Annotated in this window: 16 protein-coding genes; 9 read left to right on the top strand and 7 right to left on the bottom strand. The window is 68.4% G+C overall.

What is annotated here, in order from left to right; genetic code table 11:
• Window position 1: 1 nt before the first annotated feature.
• A complete protein-coding gene (locus HRJ34_RS03620) occupies window positions 2-2389 on the bottom strand; it encodes a TonB-dependent receptor (protein ID WP_011951153.1) in 2388 nt (795 codons plus the stop codon).
• A 293-nt stretch (window positions 2390-2682) separates the two neighbouring features.
• Between HRJ34_RS03620 and HRJ34_RS03615 the strand changes: the two genes are divergently transcribed.
• The 7 genes from HRJ34_RS03615 (at window position 2683) to HRJ34_RS03585 (ending at window position 10404) form a co-directional block, all read left to right on the top strand.
• Entirely contained in the window at window positions 2683-3324 is a 642-nt protein-coding gene (locus HRJ34_RS03615; RefSeq protein ID WP_226949031.1) for a TetR/AcrR family transcriptional regulator, read from the top strand.
• A 142-nt stretch (window positions 3325-3466) separates the two neighbouring features.
• Window positions 3467-5833, top strand: coding sequence for a TonB-dependent receptor (locus tag HRJ34_RS03610; RefSeq protein WP_208633369.1), 2367 nt, complete (start codon window positions 3467-3469; stop codon window positions 5831-5833).
• A 66-nt stretch (window positions 5834-5899) separates the two neighbouring features.
• Window positions 5900-7141 carry an MFS transporter gene (locus HRJ34_RS03605; RefSeq protein ID WP_208633368.1) on the top strand — a complete coding sequence of 414 codons (1242 nt, stop codon included), beginning with the start codon at window positions 5900-5902 and terminating at the stop codon, window positions 7139-7141.
• Window positions 7138-8355, top strand: coding sequence for a cytochrome P450 (locus HRJ34_RS03600; protein ID WP_208633367.1), 1218 nt, complete (start codon window positions 7138-7140; stop codon window positions 8353-8355). Before HRJ34_RS03605 ends, HRJ34_RS03600 begins: the two co-directional genes overlap by 4 nt.
• Window positions 8352-8816 (top strand): VOC family protein, encoded by a 465-nt coding sequence (locus tag HRJ34_RS03595; RefSeq protein WP_208633366.1) that lies wholly within the window; start codon window positions 8352-8354, stop codon window positions 8814-8816. The genes HRJ34_RS03600 and HRJ34_RS03595 overlap by 4 nt, the downstream gene beginning before the upstream one ends.
• Window positions 8800-9579, top strand: a complete 780-nt coding sequence (locus tag HRJ34_RS03590; protein WP_208633365.1) for an SDR family NAD(P)-dependent oxidoreductase — start codon at window positions 8800-8802, stop codon at window positions 9577-9579. Before HRJ34_RS03595 ends, HRJ34_RS03590 begins: the two co-directional genes overlap by 17 nt.
• An 18-nt stretch (window positions 9580-9597) precedes the next feature.
• Window positions 9598-10404, top strand: coding sequence for an SDR family NAD(P)-dependent oxidoreductase (locus HRJ34_RS03585; protein WP_030090052.1), 807 nt, complete (start codon window positions 9598-9600; stop codon window positions 10402-10404).
• 8 nt (window positions 10405-10412) lie between these two features.
• On the opposite strand, the gene HRJ34_RS03580 is transcribed toward HRJ34_RS03585, so the two are convergent.
• Window positions 10413-11201 carry an SDR family NAD(P)-dependent oxidoreductase gene (locus HRJ34_RS03580; protein WP_208633364.1) on the bottom strand — a complete coding sequence of 263 codons (789 nt, stop codon included), beginning with the start codon at window positions 11199-11201 and terminating at the stop codon, window positions 10413-10415.
• Window positions 11202-11218: 17 nt separating this feature from the next.
• The gene (locus HRJ34_RS03575; RefSeq protein WP_208633363.1) at window positions 11219-12016 is read right to left on the bottom strand and encodes an enoyl-CoA hydratase/isomerase family protein; all 798 of its coding nucleotides are present in this window, start codon (window positions 12014-12016) and stop codon (window positions 11219-11221) included.
• Window positions 12017-12178: 162 nt separating this feature from the next.
• Here HRJ34_RS03575 and HRJ34_RS03570 point away from each other — a divergent pair, with 162 nt between their 5' ends.
• Window positions 12179-13438 carry an MFS transporter gene (locus tag HRJ34_RS03570; protein ID WP_226949030.1) on the top strand — a complete coding sequence of 420 codons (1260 nt, stop codon included), beginning with the start codon at window positions 12179-12181 and terminating at the stop codon, window positions 13436-13438.
• Window positions 13439-13447: 9 nt separating this feature from the next.
• On the opposite strand, the gene HRJ34_RS03565 is transcribed toward HRJ34_RS03570, so the two are convergent.
• The 3 genes from HRJ34_RS03565 to HRJ34_RS03555 are packed head-to-tail and all read right to left on the bottom strand — an operon-like array spanning window position 13448 to window position 16177.
• Window positions 13448-14296, bottom strand: coding sequence for a TauD/TfdA dioxygenase family protein (locus tag HRJ34_RS03565; RefSeq protein WP_208633361.1), 849 nt, complete (start codon window positions 14294-14296; stop codon window positions 13448-13450).
• 20 nt (window positions 14297-14316) lie between these two features.
• Entirely contained in the window at window positions 14317-15222 is a 906-nt protein-coding gene (locus HRJ34_RS03560) for an acyl-CoA thioesterase (RefSeq protein ID WP_029991947.1), read from the bottom strand.
• Window positions 15215-16177, bottom strand: a complete 963-nt coding sequence (locus HRJ34_RS03555; protein WP_011951146.1) for an SDR family NAD(P)-dependent oxidoreductase — start codon at window positions 16175-16177, stop codon at window positions 15215-15217. Before HRJ34_RS03555 ends, HRJ34_RS03560 begins: the two co-directional genes overlap by 8 nt.
• A gap of 163 nt (window positions 16178-16340) precedes the next feature.
• On the opposite strand from HRJ34_RS03555, the gene HRJ34_RS03550 reads away from it, so the two are divergent.
• Window positions 16341-17495, top strand: coding sequence for a Gfo/Idh/MocA family protein (locus HRJ34_RS03550; protein WP_208633360.1), 1155 nt, complete (start codon window positions 16341-16343; stop codon window positions 17493-17495).
• 191 nt (window positions 17496-17686) lie between these two features.
• Here HRJ34_RS03550 and HRJ34_RS03545 read toward each other — a convergent pair whose 3' ends face one another.
• A complete protein-coding gene (locus HRJ34_RS03545) occupies window positions 17687-18355 on the bottom strand; it encodes a hypothetical protein (RefSeq protein ID WP_208633359.1) in 669 nt (222 codons plus the stop codon).
• Between the last annotated feature and the right edge of the window lie 70 nt (window positions 18356-18425).

Raw genomic sequence — 18425 nt, 5'->3', positions numbered from 1 at the left:
GTTAGAATTTGTAGCCCAGCTCGACGCCATACATCCGCGGCTCGCCATAGACGCTCGACGAGAAGCCGAGGCCTTCGGCGACGAGGCCGAGGACGCCGATGCGGTAGACCTCGTTGGTCGCGTTGTTCACGAAGAACGCGATCGAGGCCTTCGACCCGCCGATGTCGTTGAGCTCGGCGCGCAGGTTGACCAGCGCGAAGGCCGGCTGGACGCCGCTCACCTCGAAATCGTCGAGATAATTCTTGCTGCGCCAGGTGAAGTTGCCGATCAGGTTGAGCTGGCCGACATCCTCCGAGATCGGCGGCGAGACGGTCGCCGTGAAGCCCGCCTGGTTCTTCGGCGTGCCGCGCTGCGCGATCTCCGGCCCGATCGCCGATACAGCCGCGCCGCGCAGGATCTTCACCTTGGTGTAGGAGTAGAAGCCGGTCAGCGAGAAGTTCGGCACGCTCAGCGTCGCCTCGAACTCGCCGCCGCTGTTGCGCTGCTTGGCGGTGTTGTCGATGACCGTGAAGACGTTGCCGTTGACGAAGGTCGCGCGCTGCTTCTGCACGTCCGAGCCGTCCTGCCGGAAGATCGCCGTGCTGGTCGTCAGGCGGCCCGACGAGCCGATCCGGGTGCTGGTCTTCAGGCCGATCTCATATTCGTCGACGAACTCGGGCAGGAACGGCGCGAGGGTGACGTAGCTGGTCGCGCGGGTCGAGAAGCCGCCAGCGCGGAAACCGTGTCGGTAGGAGGCATAGGCGGTGACGTTCGCCGACGGCTCATATTGGACGGTCGCGTCGTAGGTCCATTCCTTGAACGACTTCTGGTTGGTGAACGAGCACTGGTCGAACGGCACCGTCTGGGTGCCGGCGGTCGCCGCGTCGATATCGAACGAGCAGACGCCCGTGCCACCGGCCGGATTGGTCCGGAACGGCAGCGACGGCGAAACGGTGATCTTGCGCTTGTCGTAATTGTAGCGGAGGCCGCCCGACAGGCTGAGCTGGTCGGTCGCGTGGAACGTGCCGGCCAGGAAGGCCGCGGCCGTCCGCGAATAGCCGACGCCGGGGTTGGCGGTAACGAACTGGGTCGCGGACGCGGTGCGCGGGTTCTGGCCGGCGCCGACGATGTTGAGCTCGGGCAGCGTGTTGGCCAGCGAGCCGTCCTTGCCCTTCTCCTCGAAATAATAGAGGCCGGCGATATAATCGAGCTTCCGGTCGAAGGCCTTGCCCTGGATCTGGAACTCCTCGCTGATGTTGCGGCTGCGGGCATATTGATAAGGCGTGATCAGGAAGGCGGGAATGCCGTCATAATCCTGCACCTGGTCGCGCTGGAGGCGGCGATAGCCGAAGATGTTCTTCAGCGTGATCGTGTCGCTCAGCTCCCAGGTCGTCTTGTTGGTGATGCCCCAGTTCTTGATGTTCTCATAGGGCTTGCCGAAGACGTCGAGATTGCCGCCCTCGCCCGCACCCATGTCGAGGGTGAAGTGCTTCTTGTAGAACATGTCGCGGGCGGCGGCATATTGCGCCGGGATGTTGGCGGTGATCAGGCCCGCCGCGCGCAGCCCTTCATAGTTGGAGATGACCGAGGGCAGGCGCAGGTCGGTGATGAACGCGGCAGTGCCGTGCTCCTTCGACTTGTACCAGTCGCCGACGGTCAGCGTCTCCAGCCCCTCGATCGGCTTCCACAGCGTGGAGACGCGGAAGGTGTTGAAATCCTGGTTGTCGTAATCGCGGCCGGTGGTCACCTCATGGGCCCAGCCGTCGCGCTTGCGGGTCTTGCCGGCGACGCGGATCGCGAAATTGTCGCCGACCGGGATGTTCACCATCCCGTAGAGGTCCTTCATGTCGTAATTGCCGTACTGGCCGCGGACCTCGCCACTGAACGAGCCGAGCTCGGGATGGGCCGGCTCGACGAGCACGGCGCCGCCGGTCATGTTGCGGCCGAACAGCGTGCCCTGGACGCCCTTGAGCACCTGGACCGACTGGAGGTCGAAGAAGGTCTTGCCGAAGCCATAGGGGCGCGGCTGGACGACTTCGGCGAAATAGGTGCCGACCGGCGGATCGGTGAAGAGCTGGGTCTCCTGGGTGCGCTGGCCGCGCAGCGCGAAGGCCACGGTGTTGCGCTGGCTCTGCGCGCTGGTGATCGACAGCGACGGCGTCGCATATTGCAGCGACTGGGCGTCGGTGACGCCCTGGCGGCGGAGCTGCTCGCCCGACAGGGCCGAGACCGAGATCGGCACGTCCTGGATCGATTCCTCACGGCGACGGGCGGTGACGACGATGTCGCCGGCGGCGACGTCAGCGGCCTCGGCCGCCTGCGGCGGAACGGCGGTCTGGGCCATGCCCATGCTCGGCAGCGCGTTCAGCGCGAAAGCGCATCCCGACAGAAAAATGGTGCGACAGCGCATGCTTCCTCCCCAATATCTCAATGGCTAGGTTGGTTACGGTGATCCCCGGGGCCGTTGTCCGGCCTCACCCGATCCTGATATCCGGTTCGTGCCCCGCCCCATAGAGCCCGGCCGGTAAGGAAGGCGCCTCATCGTCTATCTGATATATGCCGAAGGCTGGCCGACGGGCGCCTCGCCGGTTGTCGCGGGGATGCGGCAACGATCCCGCGCCGCCCTCCGACGCGCGCCGGCCATGCCGCCTCCGGAGCGCGAATGGCTTGACCGCGCAAGGCGTTCGGCGCACCCCCGACGGCATGGCCGGCCACGCTTCCCGCTCCTATAAATCCACGCCGATGGCGATCATCGAAGCCGCCGAGCGGCTGTTCGGCAGCTACGGCATCGAGGCGGTGTCGCTGCGCCAGATCGGGCTGGAGGCGAACGTCGCCAACAAATCGGCGGTGAATTATCATTTCGGCGACCGGGCCGAGCTGATCCGGGCAATCTGGCAGCATCGCCTGCCGACGCTCGAAGCGCGCCGGAAAATGCTGCTGCGTCAAATGCATGAACGCGGCGAGACCCGCGATCCCCATGCCGTGGCGCGGCTGCTGGTGCAGCCCAATTACGAGCTGCTCGATGCCCAGGGCGTCCACCGCTACACCGCCTTCTTCCGCCATGCGCTGCGCTGGCGCCAGGGGCAGGAGCTGCGCGCGCGCGAGATGGGGACGACCCCCGCCAGCCTGGAGGCGATCAGCCTGCTCAAGGAGCTCGCCGGGGATATCCCCGAGGACCTGCTGATGCATCGCCTCCGCTATGCCTGCTGCTCGCTGTTCGACATGATCTTCGATCGCGACTGCGACGTCGCCGAAGGCCGGCCGGTGATGCCCGAGGACGCCTTCCTGGCGGAGGGCATCGACATGATCGTGGCGCTCTGCCTGCGACCCGCGCGACACCCCTGACGTCCTCCTGACGCCCCTCTGATCAGGCCTCTGATCAGGAATGTGATGGCTTGCGCCGCCCTCTGACGGCACCGCCCTGTTCGATCTAAGGTACATGCCTCATTTACAAGAATGTCGCCTTAGACGGCGCAGGGGAGGTGTTATGCGAGCATATAGGAAGGCGTTGTTCCTCACGATCTGCAGCCTGCCGGCCATGGCCGCGGCCCAGACGGCGGCGACCCCGCCCGATGAGGGAAGCTTCACCGGCGTCGAGGAGATCGTCGTCACCGCGCAGAAGCGCGCAGAGAATCTCCAGGACGTGCCGATCGCGGTCAGCGCCTATTCGAGCGCGGCGCTCGAGCAGAAGGGCGCGACCAACCTCGCCTCGCTGTTCCAGACGCCGCCGCCCGGCGTGGTGATGCAGCCCTTCGCGGGTAGCCAGTCGCTGCTGATCGTCGACACGCGCGGCGTCACCAACGCCGATCCTGGCCAGGCCACCACCGAACTGGGCACCGCCGTCTATATCGACGACGTCTATCTGGGCCGCGGCCAGGGGCTCGGCACCGAGCTGGCCGATCCCGAGCGGGTCGAGGTGCTGCGCGGACCGCAGGGCACGCTGTTCGGCCGCAACGCGGAAGGCGGCGCGATCCGCATCGTCACCAAGAAGCCGACCGGCGAGTTCGGCGGCACCGCCAAGGCGACCGTCGGCAATTACGACCAGCGCCGCTACGAAGCGCATCTCAACCTGCCGGCGATCGCCGGCTTCGCGATCAAGCTCGACTATCTGAACAGTCGGCACGACGGCTATACGAAGAACGGCCCGCGCGATCCCAAGCTGGCGCGCCAGGCGGACTTCGCCGCCTATGACGCCGAGGGCTACCGCGCCAGCGTCCGCTGGCAGCCGGTCGACACGGTCACGATCGACTATGCCTATGACCACAGCAAGACCAGGGACACCCGCGACTACAACGTCCTCGTCCAGCCGCCTTTCGGGTTCCAGCCCAACGGCCCGCTGACCCCGCTGGCGACCTTCCGGGGCGCCCGGCCGCTGACCGACAGCATCCACAGCCGGACGGACGACAGCTGGATCCCGATGTACAACGCGCCGTTCGACGTGAAGACGCTCGGCCACAGCCTGCAGGCCGAATGGGAGATCAGCGGCAGCCTCAAGCTCCGTTCGATCAGCGCCTATCGCAAGACGCGGGAGATCGGCGCCGGCCAGCTCGGCGGCGCCTTCACCCTCTCCTCGCTCGGCCCGGCGGGCCAGCCGATCCAGGCGCTGGTCCCCGGGCTCGGCACCGGCACGCTCGGCCTGCCCGCCTCGGTCACCCGCGTCTACGGCATCTCGGGCGTGGTGGCCTACAACGATGTCGCCCAGAAGCAGAAGAGTCAGGAATTCCAGCTCATCGGATCGACCGACCAGCTCGAATATGTCGTCGGCGCCTATTATTTCAACGAGAAGGTCCGCGACATCCGCCAGAGCTTCCTGAGCATCATCTACACCGACCCGACGTTCCGCAACGCGATCGCGACCAACCCCTTCACGGTCGGCAGCGCGACGTCGGGGCTGACCTCCCAGCGCGCGGAATCGACCTCCTACGCCGCCTTCGCCCAGGCGACCTGGACGCCCGCCTTCGCCGGGGACCGGCTGCACCTGACCGCCGGGCTGCGCTACACCAGCGACAAGAAGACCTTCCTGCGCACCATCAATGGCGGGGCTCCGGTCAATATCGTCGGCACGCCCTTCCGCGAGAAGCGCGTCGATCCCGCCTTCACCATCGCCTATGACCTGGCGGACAATATCCATGGCTATGCGCGCTACGCCCAGGCCTATCGCGCCGGCGGCGTGTCGGTCCGCTCGCCGGGCTTCAAGCCGTTCGGCGCCGAGGTCAACAAGTCCTACGAGATCGGCGTGAAGAGCGACCTGCTCGACCGGCGTCTGCGGGTCAACGCGGCGCTGTTCGAGAACCGCATCCACAACCGCCAGATCACCGCGCAGCTCGATCCGACCGGTAACCCGGCGATCACCGACACGCTCAACGCGCCCGGCGTCACCCGCATCCGCGGCGGCGAGCTGGAGATCGTCGCGGTGCCGACCGGCGGCCTCCAGACCTCGCTGAGCTACGGCTATCTCCAGGGCCACCGGCCGCCGAGCTACCAGACCATCGATCCCAATGCCGAGCTGCGCATCCAGAGCCTGCCGAAGCATTCGGTGACGACGGCGCTCGACTGGGCCCTGCCCGAGATGGCGTTCGGCCAGATCGTCTTCCATGTCGACTATGCGATGGCCAGCAAGACGCCGGGCACCGGCCGCGTCGCCTATGGCGCCTATGCCTTCGACATCGATCGCGACGTCGCCAATGCCCGGATGACCCTGCAGAACATCTCGGTCGGGCCGGCCAGGCTGCGGATCGCAGCGTTCGTCAAGAATCTGTTCGACACCGCCTATCCGGTGTTCACCGCGCCGGGCGCCAACGCGATCCTCTCGCCGCCGCGCACCTATGGCCTCGAACTCGGCGCGAGCTTCTGACGGTGAACTGACGGCGCCGGAGCGCATGCCGGCGCCGTCGCTTTTCCTCCTGCGACGGACCATCGGATGATCGATCAGCAGACCGACGGCGCGAGGCGCGAATGGCGCGCCCATTGGCGCAGCGTCGTCGCCGCCTCGGTGGGCGTGGCGACGGGCTTCTCGATGCTCCAGTTCAGCGCGAGCCTGTTCATCCAGCCCTGGGAAGCGGCGTTCGGCTGGACCCGCGGCGAGATCGCGCTCGCCCATAACGGCATGCTCGCGACGGCGATACTGTCGCCCTTCGCCGGCGCCCTGCTCGATCGCTTCGGGGTGCGGCGGCCGCTGCTGGCGGCGATGCTGCTGACCGGCATCGCCTATCTGGCGATGACCACGCTGGGCGGCTCGCTGGTCCAGTTCTACGCCACCTATTTCTTCCTCCAGCTCGTCGGCATCCTGACCACCGGGCTGGCCTTCACCCGCGTGGTCGCGGCGCGGTTCAGCGCCTCGCGCGGCCTCGCCCTCGCCTGCACCCGGATCGGCATATCGTTGCTCGGGCTGGTGCTGCCGGCGATCCTCCAGCGGCTGATCGCGAGCGAGGGCTGGCAGGCCGGCTTCCTGCTGCTTGCCGGGATCGTGCTGCTGGTCGGCCTGCCGGTCTGCTGGTTCGGAATCCACGACCTCGGCGCCTCCGGCCAGAGACCCGCCGCCGCCTCCGACAAGACCTCCTTCCTCCATCTCGCCCGGCGCGACTATCGGGTCGCGCTGCTCTGCCTGTGCGCGGGGCTCGGCTACGCGCCGCTGTCGGCGATCCTCAGCCAATTCCAGCCGCTGCTGACCGAGAAGGGCATCGCCGCCGGCATGGCCGCGACGCTGACCGGGGTGCTCGCCGGATCGGTGCTGATCGGCACGCTCGTCTCCGGCACGCTGGTCGACCGGATCTGGGCGCCGCTGGTCGCCTGCCTGTTCAGCCTCGGGCCGATGCTCGGCTGCCTGCTGCTGATCGGGCCGTCGCCCTCGCTCGCCACCGCCCTGCTCGCGGCGATGCTGATCGGCATGGCCCAGGGCGCGGAGATCGACATCGTCGCCTATCTCTGCGCGCGCTATTTCGGCCTGCGCCATTATTCGACGATCTACGGCAGCACGGTGATGGTGATGGTGCTGATGTCGGTGGTCGGACAGGTCGGCATCGGCATGCTGCACGATCGCTTCGGCGACTATCGCGCCGGGCTGCTGGCCGCCGCCGCCGCGCTCGGTCTGTCGCTGATCACCTATCTGCTGCTCGGCCCCTACCCTCCTTCCGACGACAAGCTTCGCGAGGAACCCGCATGAACGCTCACGTCCCCAATTACAGCCGGGTCGCCAAGCCCGCCCATGTCCCCGACGATCTGGTCGTCGACTTCGACTATTTCCACCCGCCCGGCATCGACGAGGACACCGTCTACACCGCCTGGCACCGGCTGCATGACGGCCCCGACATCGTCTGGACGCCGCACAATGGCGGCCACTGGATCCTGACCCGCGCCGAGGACATCCGCTGGGTCCAGGAGACCCATCAGAGCTTCAGCCACGAGGTGTTCACCATCCCGCGCGGCGCGAGCCCGGTGCGGATGCCGCCGCTGACGGTCGATCCGCCGCTCCACGCGCGCTACCGCGCGGTGCTCAATCCCTCCTTCACCCCCAGGCGGGTGCAGGCGCTGGGCGAGCAGGTCCGCGCGCTCACCGTCGATCTGATCGAGAAGCTGCGCCCGCTCGGGGCTTGCGAGTTCGTCGGGCAGTTCGCCCGGATCATGCCGGTCACGATCTTCCTCGGCATCGTCGACCTGCCGCTCGACCGGCGCGACGAGTTCGTCGAATGGGCGGTCGGCTATATCGACGCCAGCGACCAGCCGACCAAGGACCGCTATCTCGGCAAGGTCGTCGCCTTTCTGCGCGAGGTGCTCGACGCGCGCGCCGCGGCGCCCGGCGACGACCTGCTGAGCCGCATCGCCGGCTGGCGCGACAACCCCCGCTTCGGCGGCGAGCACGAGGTGATCGGCATGGCGATGCTGGTCTTCTTCGGCGGGCTCGACACGGTGGCGAACATGCTGTCCTTCACTGCCTGGCATCTGGCGAAGCATCCCGAACTGCACCGCCGCCTGCGCGACGATCCTTCGATCGCCGGGCGCGCCGCCGAGGAATATATCCGCCGCCACGGCCTTTCGAACACCGGCCGGCTGGTCAAGCACGACGTCGCCTACAAGGGCGTGACCTTCAAGGCCGACGAGATGGTGATGGTGCCGATCTCGATGTCTAGCATGGACGATCGCCTCCACGCCGATCCGCTGACGGTCGATTTCGACCGCGAGACGCCGGCGCACGACACCTTCGGCAACGGCCCGCACAAATGCGTCGGCGCGCCGCTCGCCCGTTCCGAGCTGCGCATCTTCCTGGAGGAGTGGACGAAGCGCATGCCCGAGGTCCGCCTCGATCCCGCGCACCGGCCGCACAGTCATTCGGGATCGGTCAACGGCGTGTCGAGCCTCCATCTGGAATGGGACATATGAGCGCGGCGCTGCCCCTGACCGGCTTCTACCAATTCGGCTTCGTCACCCGCGATCTCGACGCCGCGACCGCGCGGCTCGGCGAGCGCTACGGGATCGCGCGCTTCCGCCGCAAGCAGGCCAATCCCTGGATGCAGACGGCCCATGCCTGGGCCGGCGACACGATGATCGAGATCATCGCGGTCAATGCGGAAGCACCGCCGCTCTACCGCGACCATCTCCCCGACGACGGGATTGCGCGCCTCCACCATCTCGGCTACCGCATCGCCGATCAGGCGGGCTGGGCCGCGCTGGAGGAAGCGATCTCCGCGAGCGGCCTCGCCGTGCCGATGAAGGGCGCGGTGATGGATGGCCATCTGCGCTACGCCTATGTCGACACCCGCGCGGACCTCGGCATCTACACCGAATATGTCTGCCTGACCGGGCCGGCCGAAAGGATCTACGACGATGTCCCGCGTCCCTGATCCCGCCACGCTCGCGGCGATGTTCGGCCTCGCCGGCCGGGTGGCGCTCGTCACCGGCGGCGCGGTCGGCATGGGCCGCGCCAGCGCCGTGGCGCTCGCCGCCGCCGGGGCGACGGTGATCCTCGCCGACGAAGAGGCCCGCCTTCCCCGCGCGCGGGAGATCGCCGCCGGGATCGAGGGCGCCGAGGCGGTGGCGGTCGACATGACCTCCGAGGCTTCGGTCGCGGCGCTGTTCGCCGACATCGGCGATCGCCACGGCCGGCTCGACATCCTCGTCAACGCCGTGGTGCTCAACCACAACAGGCCGACGCTCGAGATCGACGCCGCCGAATGGGACCATGTCCAGGCGGTCAACCTGCGCAGCGCCTTCCTCGCCACCAAGGGCGCGGTGCCGCTGATGCGCCGGGCCGGCGGCGGGCGGATCGTCAACATGACCACGATCGGCAGCCGCCATCCGGTGCTGCACGGCAACGGCGCCTATTCGGCGTCGCGGGCGGGGCTCAACCAGTTCACGCTCAACTGCGCGCTCGACTTCGCCGCCGACGGGATCACCGCCAACGCGATCCTGCCCGGCGCGATCATCACCGAGACGGTGGCGGCCGACGTGCCTCGCAGCGGCCCCGGCACCGATCGGGCGCGGATGCTGCACGGCTATGGCGCACCCGAGGACGTGGCCGGCGCGGTGCTGCTGCTGGCCGGCCCCGCCGGCCGCTACGTCAACGGCCAGATGATTGCCGTCGACGGCGGCTTCCTGCTTTCCTGAAATCCGGAGACTTCCCAGATGCCCATTTCCGACAGCACCCTCCGCAGCCTGTTCGCGGTGCCCGGCAAGGTCGCGATCGTCACCGGCGCGGCCTCCGGCATCGGCAAGGCGACCGCGAAGCTGATGGCCGACGCGGGCGCGAAGGTCGCTGTGGTCGACCTCGACCTGGCCGGCGCCGAGGCGGTCGCCGCCGACATCGTCGCGGCAGGCGGCGAGGCGATCGGGCTGGAGGCCGACATCTCGGACGAGGCCCAGGTCAAGGCGATGACCGCGCGCGCGGTCGAGGCGCTGGGCGGCGTCGACATCCTCGTCAACAACGCCGCCTATCGTCCCAAGGCCGACTTCATGGAGATGAGCGTCGAGACCTGGGACAGGATGCACGCGGTCAACGCGCGCGGCACCTTCCTGTGCATGCGCGAGGCGATCCGGGTGATGCGGCGGCAGGGCAAGGAACGCGGCGGCGCGATCGTCAACATCTCGACGATCGGCGCCGCGCACCCGACCATCTTCAACAACACCCATTATGATTCGTCGAAGTCGGCGGTGAACGGCATCACCCGCACGTCGGCGGCCGAGTTCGCCGAAGACGGCATCCGCATCAACGCGATCATGCCGGGCGGCGTCGATACCGAGGGGTCCCGCCGCATGCGCGAGGGCGGCATGGGATTCGATCCCAAGGGCCCGATCATGATGCCCGGCCGCCTGCTGCTCGGCTCCGCCCAGCCGATCCAGCTCGCCAGCGCGATCCTGTTCCTCGCCAGCCCCGCGTCGAGCTACATGACCGGCCATGTCATGGCGGTCGACGGCGGCTATCTGGTCGGCTGACCGGCCGGCTAGTTGACGCCCTTCACCTGGCCGCCGTCGACCCGGATATTGGCGCCGGTGACGAAGCCCGAGCGCGGGCTCGCGATCGTGCAGATCGCGAAGGCGATGTCCTCCGGCGTTCCGATCGCCACGGCTCCGGCACTGCCGCCGTCGCCCTGGTCGGCGCTCCACGCGGCATTAGCGCCGCGTCCGGCGAAGGCGCGCTCGACCGCCGGGGTGAGGGTGCGGCCCGGCGACACCGTGTTGGCGGTGACGCCGCTGCCGGCCAGCGTCCGCGCCAGCGCCACGCTCATATTGTTGATCGCCGCCTTGGCCGCCGCATAGTCGGGCAGCACCGGCACCGGCTGCGCCCCGCTGGCGCTGCCGACCTGGATCAGCCGCCCCCAGCCGCGCGTCTTCATCATTGGCAGGAAGGCGCGGATCAGCCGCACCGCCGCGACGACGTTCTTCTGGTAGCTGGCGAGCCAGGTCGCGTCGCCGATCTCCTCCCAGGGCTGCGGGCTCGCCGCCGAGCCGCCGGCATTGTTGACGAGGATGTCGAGCCCCTCGGGCCAGATCGCCCGCACTGCGGCGATGACGCCATCGGCGCCGTCCGGCGTGGCGAGATCGCCGAGCGCGACATGGGCGGTGCCGCCCCCATCCCTGATCCCGGCCACGACCGCTTCGGCGCGCGCCGCGTCGCGGCCATGGACGACCACCGCGCAGCCCTCCTCGGCGAGCATGCGCGCCGTCGCCGCGCCGATGCCCGAGCTGCTGCCCGTCACCAGCGCGCGCTTGCCCGTCAGACCCAGGTCCATCGATCCTCCCCTTCCGTTCAGCGCCCCTCGAAGCGCGGCGGGCGCTTCTCGACGAAGGCGGCGGTCGCCTCCGCATAGTCCTGCGTCATCGTCGCGAGGATCTGGGTGCGGTTCTCCGCCCCGATCGCCGCATCGAACGAGGCGTCCAGATTCTCCCACATCAGCTTCTTGCTGTGCGCGACCGAATAGGGGCTGTTGGCGAGCACCGTCCGCGCATAGCCGATCGCCTCGTCGACCAGCGCCGCCGGCTCGGCCAGCCGCAGCACCAGCCCGATCCGCTCGGCCTCCTCGGCTTCGATCGGCCGGCCGGTGAGCAATATGTCGAAGGCGCGCGGGATGCCGATCATGCGCGGCAGCAAATAGCTGATCCCGCTCTCCCCCGCCGACAGGCCGATCCGCACCGCCGCGACCAGGAAGCGCGCCGAGGGCGTGGCGATGCGGACGTCGGCGCTCAGCGCGATCGCCATGCCCGCCCCCACCGCCGGCCCGTTGACCGCCGCGACCACGAGTTGCGGCATCGATCGCAGCCGCTTGCCCATGCCGGCGAACTGCTCCTGCCAGAACAGCTTCTCGATGACGCCGCTGGCCCGGTCGCCCTTGCGCGCATTGGCGGCGGCGAGGTCCTGCCCCGAGCAGAAGCCGCGCCCCGCGCCGGTCAGGATCACCGCGCGGCAGCCGGAGTCGGCGGCGATGCCGTCGAGCGTGGCGTTGAGGGCGGCGACCGCCTCGCGGGTCAGCGCGTTGAGCCGTTCCGGGCGGTTGATCGTCACCACCGCGATGCCTTCGTCGCGGCGCTCGACCAGGATGTCCGACATGCCTCTCTCCTCCGCCAGCGATCGTGGTGAGGGCCCGGACGGGTGGCAATGGGCCGGGCGGGATGTACACATATGCGTAGGGGCTGGCGCCGCGCCGTCATTCGGTTTGCGCGCGTCGCATCGCGGGCGCAGGACTGCTCGCTACGAAGCAGGAGAGCGGATGTGCGTGCTGACCGGACGGCAATGGGCGAAGCGCATGACGGCCGATCGCATGGCGCGATGGTCGTCCACGAATGGCGCCAGGCCTGGCGGCCCGGCCTCGCCGCGCTGATCGGCGGGTCGATCAGCTATTCGCTCTATGCCGCCGTCTCCAGCCTGTTCGTCGAGCCACTCCAGGCCCAGTTCGGCTGGTCGCGCGGGCAGATCGCGCTGGTCCACAGCTTCGGCTTGGTCACCGCCTTCGCCGCGCCCGTGGTCGGCGCGCTCACCGATCGCTACGGCGTGCGCCCGGTGCTGTCGACCGGACTGGTCCTCACCGCGATCGGCTATGCGCTGCTCGCCCTGATGCGCGGATCGCTCGATTATTATTACGCGGCCTATTTCTTCTTCTCGCTGGTCGGCATGTCGACCACCGGCATCACCTTCACCCGCATCCTGAGCGGCGCCTTCCACCATACGCGCGGCACCGCGCTGGCGATCGGCCGATCGGGGCTCGCCGTCGCCGGCGCGCTGGTGCCGATGGCGCTGTTCCCGGTGATCGGCCATTACGGCACGGCGGGCGGCTATCTGCTGCTCGGCGGGCTGGTGCTGATGCTGGCGCTGCCGCTGGTCTGGTTCTGGGTGCCGGCCAAGGCGCAGGAACGGATCGGCGCGGCCGCCGCCCATGGCCTGGCGGACAGTTGGCGGGTGCTGCTCGCCCAGCCCAAGGTCCGCATCCTCACCGCCGCGGCGGTGCTCAACTATGTGCCGGTCGTCTCGCTGATGTCGCAGATGAAGCCGCTCGCCGTCTCCAAGGGGCTGGAAGCGTCGATGGCGGTGGCGGCGGTCTCCACCCTCGGCCTCGCCGCGGCGGCAGGGGCGCTGCTCAGCGGGCTGCTGGTCGATCGCTTCTGGGCGCCCGCCGTCGCCTTCGTGCTCAACGCCTTGCCGGCGGTCGGCTGCCTGTTCCTGCTGCAGGACCATGTGCCGCCGGTGATGTTCTACGGCGCGATCCTGCTGATCGGCCTCGGCCAGGGGGCGGAGATCGACATCGTCGCCTTCATGATCGCCCGCTATTTCGGGCTGCGCAGCTATGCCTCGATCTACGGCGTCTCGACCCTCGGCATCGCGCTCGGCGTGGCGTTCGGGGCCAGCATGATCGGCAAGGGCTACGACATGTTCGGCAATTACAACTTCGCGCTGATGGCCGCCTCGGCCTCCTTCGCGCTCGCCGCCTGCTGCTACCTCGCCATGGGCCGCTATCCGGAACGCCAGCCGGACTGACCGGCCTCTCTATGAGCAGAGCGCCGGCATCCCCTTGGTGCTGATCCGGTGGAGCAGCCGGCGCTTGCCGGCCTCGTTCGAATATTCGATCGGGCTGGCGCAGTGGACGGTGCCGAAATTGTCCCACAGCACGATGTCGCCGGGCCTGGCCTTGTAGCTGATGCGATAGGCGGGCTTGGCGACATGCTCGCGCAGCTCGCGGATCAGCGCGGTCGCCTCGGCATCGTCCATCCCGTCGATCGCATAGGCGGTGCCCGAGGTGAAGATGCCCTTCCGGCCCGTCACCGGGTGGACCATCACCAGCGGATGGCTCGGCGCATCGGTCTTGCGCGGGGGCCGGTTGGGATCGGGCCGCGTCTCCCCCTCGATCCAGGGCGCGCGGCCCAGCTCGTGGCGCGCGACCAGCCCGTCGATCCGCGCCCTGGTCGCCTCGGGCAGGTCGGCATAGGCGGCGCTGGTGCTGGCGAAATGGGTCTCGCCGCCCTGGTCGGGGGCCTCCTTGCCGAACAACATGGTGACGCAACCCGGCACGCTCTCATAGCTGCTGTCCGAATGCCAGTGGACCGCCCCGTCGCGCATCGCGGCCGGGGTCGCCGGATCGTTGTTGATGCGGATGATCGTCGGGAAATCGGCGTTGCGATGCTCGGGGATGAAGAAGTCGAGCGGCGTGCCGAAGAAGGACGCGAAGCGGACATAGGCCGCGTCGTCGATCGTCTGGCCGGGGATCACCACCACGCCGCGATCGAACAGCAGCGCCAGCAGCCGGCGCATCGTCGGCTCGCTCATGTCCCGCGACAGGTCGAGTCCCTCGACGACCGACCCGATCGCCGGGGCCAGCGGAGTGTCCGTGAACGCCATGCCCTGCTCTCCCTCCATCGTTATGCTTCCGGCGGTAATTGGCGCAGCAGGCACTCCTGCGTGGTCGACGCCACCAATCGTCCCTCCCGATCGAAGATCCGCCCCTGCGCGAAGCCCAGGCCGTCGGCGGCAGCGGGGCTGTGCGTGTGATGGAGCAACCACTCGTCGCAGCGCACCGGACGGTGGAACCACAGGCCGTGGTCGAGGCTGGAGATCAGCAACGAGCTGCTATTGGTGGGAAAGCCGTGCGGCGTCGCCGACACCCCCGCCAGCCAATAGTCGCTGGCATAGGCGAGCAGGCAGGCCTGTTCGCGCGGATCGTCGATCGCCGCCGCGCCGGGCAGGCGGAACCAGAAGTCGCGCATCGGCTCCCGTGGCCGCTCGTAGAAATAGGCTTCGGGCGCGATCGCGCGCATCTCGATCGGCAGCGCGCCGGAGAAGTTGCGGATCGCCGCGAAATCGAGCCGGTCGCCATTGTCGCGCACGAACTGCTGGAGGGTCGCGACCTCCTCCGGCGGCGGCACGTCGGGCATCTCCGCCGCCTGGTGGACGAAGCCCTCCTCGGGCGCGTGGAACTGGCAGAGCAGCGTGAACACCGCCCGCCCCTCCTGCACCGCCGTCACCTGGCGATGGGCGAAGCGCCGGCTGTCGCGCAGCCGCGCCACCCGATATTCGATCGGCAGCGAGACCTGCGCCGGTGCCAGGAAATAGCCATGCAGCGAGGTCGGCGGCATCGCCGCGACGGTACGCACCGCGCTCAGCAGCGCCTGCGCGACCAGACGGCCGCCGAACACGGTGCCGATATGGTTGACGCCGCCCGCGCCGCCGATGAAGCGATCCTCGCCGGCCGGCTCGATCGCCAGTATCTCGCCGGCCGAGACGCGCATCGCCGCGTCGCCGGCCTGCCCGGTCCCGCCGTCAGCCATGGGCCGCGCGCTGCGCCGCGAGCACCGTGTCCATCTCGTCGAGCCCGCTCAGCGGCACCGCATAGCGGCTGCGATCGTCGATCTCGCCAATATGGGCGAGGATGTCGTCGCAGCTCGGCGCGTCGGGGCCCGGCGCGTACCAGCCCTCGGTCAGCCCCATGAACAGCCGCGAATATTTGCCGCCCAGCACCGAATACATGTTCTGCGATCCGTCGCACTGGCGGCTCGCCATGTAGCAGGCCAGCGCCGCGACGAACTCGGGCTTCATCGCGTCGGCGAAGTGGCGGGTCCGCTCCCCCGCCGCCTTGAGGAAATCGATATCGGGCCGCTCGGCCAGCGGCGTTCCGCCGAGCCGCCCGCCCTGCGCGTTGGGGAACAGCGTGTTGACCGCGATGCCGGCGGGCGCCTCCTGCGCGATCACGTTCATCAGCCCGATCATCGCGGTCTTGGCCGATCCGTAATTGGCGCGCATCGGGTTGCCGAACACCCCCGATTGCGAGCCGACCAGCACCAGCCGGCCATAGCCCTGCCTCACCATCTCGCGATAAGCGGGCTGGCAGACGTTGAACGCGCCCTTCACATGGACCGCGTAAACCGCTTCGACATCCTCCTCGGTCAGCGTGCCGAACGGCGCGTTGCGCTGGTTGCCGGCGTTGCTGATGACGATGTCGACCCGGCCGAAATGCCGGAGCGCCGTGTCGACGATCGCCTGGCCGCCGGCCGCCGAGGCGACGCTGTCGTAATTCGCGACCGCCCTTGCGCCCGCCGCGCGCAGCTCGCGGACGATCGCGTCGGCATAGTCGGCCGACCCGCCCTCGCCGGTGGTGCTGCCGCCCAGGTCGTTGGCGACGACCGCCGCCCCGCGTCGCGCCAGCTCGCGGCAGAAGGCGCCGCCGAGCGCCCCGCCCGCGCCGGTCACCACCGCCACCTGCCCGCTGAAGTCGATCCGGTCCATGCGCTGTCCTCTCAGGGGTCGGCATAGTCGGCGCCGCGCGCCGCCGCCAATCCGCCCGCCCGCCCCCGGCCGCATGATCACATAGGCGATAGGCCATGGCCGGCGGGTTTTCCGTCGCGGCGGACTGGGCCAGTCTCGATCGGAAAGCGAGGGAGACGGTCATATGGCGAAGCCGCTCAAGGTGGGCATCATCAGCGCGAACTGGAGCCTCAAGGTCCATGGCGCGGCATGGCGCAGGATCGAAGGGGTCGAGGTCGCGGCGATCTGCACCTCGCGCCGCGAGACCGCCGAGAAGGCCGCCGCCGACTTCGATATCCCCAAGGCCTATTGGAACCATGAGGAGATGTCGGCCGATCCCGATCTCGACATCATCGACGTCGGCACCCGCCCCTCCTTCCGCTTCCCGATGGTGATGGCCGCGCTCCGCAACGGCAAGCATGTCTATGACGCGCTGCCCTTCGCCACCTCGGTCGCCGATGCCGATGCGATGCGCGACGCGCAGAAGGCGGCGGGCGTGGTCGGCGTGGTCGACGCGCAGTTCCGCTGGTCGCCGCCCGCGCAGCAGATGAAGGCGATGATCGACGCGGGCTATATCGGCAAGCCGCTGGGCTTCCACGTCCAGCTGTTCCTGCCGCTGATCGTCGAGAACGACAAACCCTATTGCTACAGCGCCTGGTCGGGCAACACCGACCCCTATTACTGGCTGGCGGAGAAGAGCAGCGGCGGCAGCGGCTGGCGCAATTTCGCGACCCATTCGCTGCTGTTCCTCACCCATCTGATCGGCCCGGTCGAGGAGGCCACCGGCCTGCTCGCGACCGGGGTGCCCGAATGGTTCCTGCCCAACGGCGACGTGCTGCGCCCCGAGACGCACGACCTGGGCACCGCCACGCTGCGCATGGCGAACGGCGCGATCGGCAGCCTCCAGGCCGGCTGGTGCGTGCCCGACACCGAAGGCTGGCGGGTCGAGGTCTGGGGCGACCGCGGCCGGCTGCTGCTCAGCGATTCCAGCTTCGGCAACCTGCTCTCGGCCAGGCTCTACGCGGGCGACGCGCGGCTGATGCCCTATGGCGAGCGCGCCTGCGCCGAGGTCGAGATCGATCCCGCCTTCTACACGGTGCCGGGCACGACCGGCGGCGAGACCGGCCCGCGCCCGTTCGTGGCGATGGACTGGATGTTCGCCAACATGGCCGCCGCGATCCGATCGGGCGGCGAGGGATCGCCGAGCTTCACCGAAGCCGCCGCCGTCCACCGCGTGGTCGAAGCGGTCGAACGCGCCGACGCCGAACGCCGCTGGATCAGGATGGACGAGATGGGGTGACGGCGAGCGGTCCAGGGCCAGGCCTCTCCTCGCCCCCTATCGTCATTCCCGCGAAAGCGGGAATCCATGGACGACGGCCCGCAAGAGACAAACTGTGCCGCAACCGTGGATTCCCGCTTTCGCGGGAATGACGAGAAGAAGGCCCCCCAGGAAGCGGGCGCCCAGCCGCCGGAGACCTCAACGCCGTTCGATTAACGAGCGGGCCGCCAGTCTGATCCGATAGGGCGCTCAGCAGGTGGGATCAGATGCTGGACCGATTTCCGCACGAGTTCGCTGAGAGCGCCGTAATGATCGCTGCAAGCTGCGTTTCCATTACCAGACGTCACACCTTTCCGCGTCCAGAGCTCAAAGGCGACACCAGTACCGTCAAGGCAGCCTACTCGCTCCCCCTTCCAATTTTCCGTCATAGCTTCGACGTCAAGAATAAGGCGACTTGCCGACGATTTCGCCATCGAGAAGGAAATGGTCTTCACCATTATCAGCTCTTCTTGTGGGCCATCCGGATGAGCAAAGATGTTGACGACGCCTCTGGCTCGATCACCATGCGCCGGTACCGTGAGGGCAAGCGCGAACCATGAGTCCCGAAGTGATGGCAGAGCTATGAAATGCAGGGAGTTCATTTGCAGGGGCGGCAGTGTCGCCAGCAGGTCCAAATCGTCTGGACGATAGCTTCGCGAACCCTTGACGACTATCGGACCATCATGAGTTCGCGTCAGCTCCATCGCTACTGCGAGATGCTTTCTGTCCTCATTCCAAAAGTAGAGGCTCAGGACCATTAGCCCCAGCAACTCCGCGGCAACGATAGCGGTTGTGAAGTAGCCGATGCGGTGTAGCCAGATCAGGGTTCGACTGCGTGTCATGCCGCATCGTCCACTTTCCCGCGTTCCGCTTCAAGGACCATCGACAGCTAACTGCTTCATTACGGATAGA

This window comes from Rhizorhabdus wittichii, from assembly GCF_017607425.1.
Classification (GTDB): Bacteria; Pseudomonadota; Alphaproteobacteria; order Sphingomonadales; family Sphingomonadaceae; genus Rhizorhabdus; species Rhizorhabdus wittichii.
Note: the sequence above shows the minus strand (reverse complement) of the source record. Positions and strands in the feature narration are given on the sequence as shown.

Coding starts and splice junctions, on each gene's coding strand:
- HRJ34_RS03545 (WP_208633359.1), bottom strand. CDS start 18,355: ATGACACGCAGTCGAACCCTGATCTGGCTACACCGCATCGGCTACTTC.
- HRJ34_RS03620 (WP_011951153.1), bottom strand. CDS start 2,389: ATGCGCTGTCGCACCATTTTTCTGTCGGGATGCGCTTTCGCGCTGAAC.
- HRJ34_RS03575 (WP_208633363.1), bottom strand. CDS start 12,016: ATGTCGGACATCCTGGTCGAGCGCCGCGACGAAGGCATCGCGGTGGTG.
- HRJ34_RS03605 (WP_208633368.1), top strand. CDS start 5,900: ATGATCGATCAGCAGACCGACGGCGCGAGGCGCGAATGGCGCGCCCAT.
- HRJ34_RS03580 (WP_208633364.1), bottom strand. CDS start 11,201: ATGGACCTGGGTCTGACGGGCAAGCGCGCGCTGGTGACGGGCAGCAGC.
- HRJ34_RS03600 (WP_208633367.1), top strand. CDS start 7,138: ATGAACGCTCACGTCCCCAATTACAGCCGGGTCGCCAAGCCCGCCCAT.
- HRJ34_RS03565 (WP_208633361.1), bottom strand. CDS start 14,296: ATGGCGTTCACGGACACTCCGCTGGCCCCGGCGATCGGGTCGGTCGTC.
- HRJ34_RS03610 (WP_208633369.1), top strand. CDS start 3,467: ATGCGAGCATATAGGAAGGCGTTGTTCCTCACGATCTGCAGCCTGCCG.
- HRJ34_RS03595 (WP_208633366.1), top strand. CDS start 8,352: ATGAGCGCGGCGCTGCCCCTGACCGGCTTCTACCAATTCGGCTTCGTC.
- HRJ34_RS03555 (WP_011951146.1), bottom strand. CDS start 16,177: ATGGACCGGATCGACTTCAGCGGGCAGGTGGCGGTGGTGACCGGCGCG.
- HRJ34_RS03585 (WP_030090052.1), top strand. CDS start 9,598: ATGCCCATTTCCGACAGCACCCTCCGCAGCCTGTTCGCGGTGCCCGGC.
- HRJ34_RS03550 (WP_208633360.1), top strand. CDS start 16,341: ATGGCGAAGCCGCTCAAGGTGGGCATCATCAGCGCGAACTGGAGCCTC.
- HRJ34_RS03590 (WP_208633365.1), top strand. CDS start 8,800: ATGTCCCGCGTCCCTGATCCCGCCACGCTCGCGGCGATGTTCGGCCTC.
- HRJ34_RS03615 (WP_226949031.1), top strand. CDS start 2,683: ATGGCCGGCCACGCTTCCCGCTCCTATAAATCCACGCCGATGGCGATC.
- HRJ34_RS03560 (WP_029991947.1), bottom strand. CDS start 15,222: ATGGCTGACGGCGGGACCGGGCAGGCCGGCGACGCGGCGATGCGCGTC.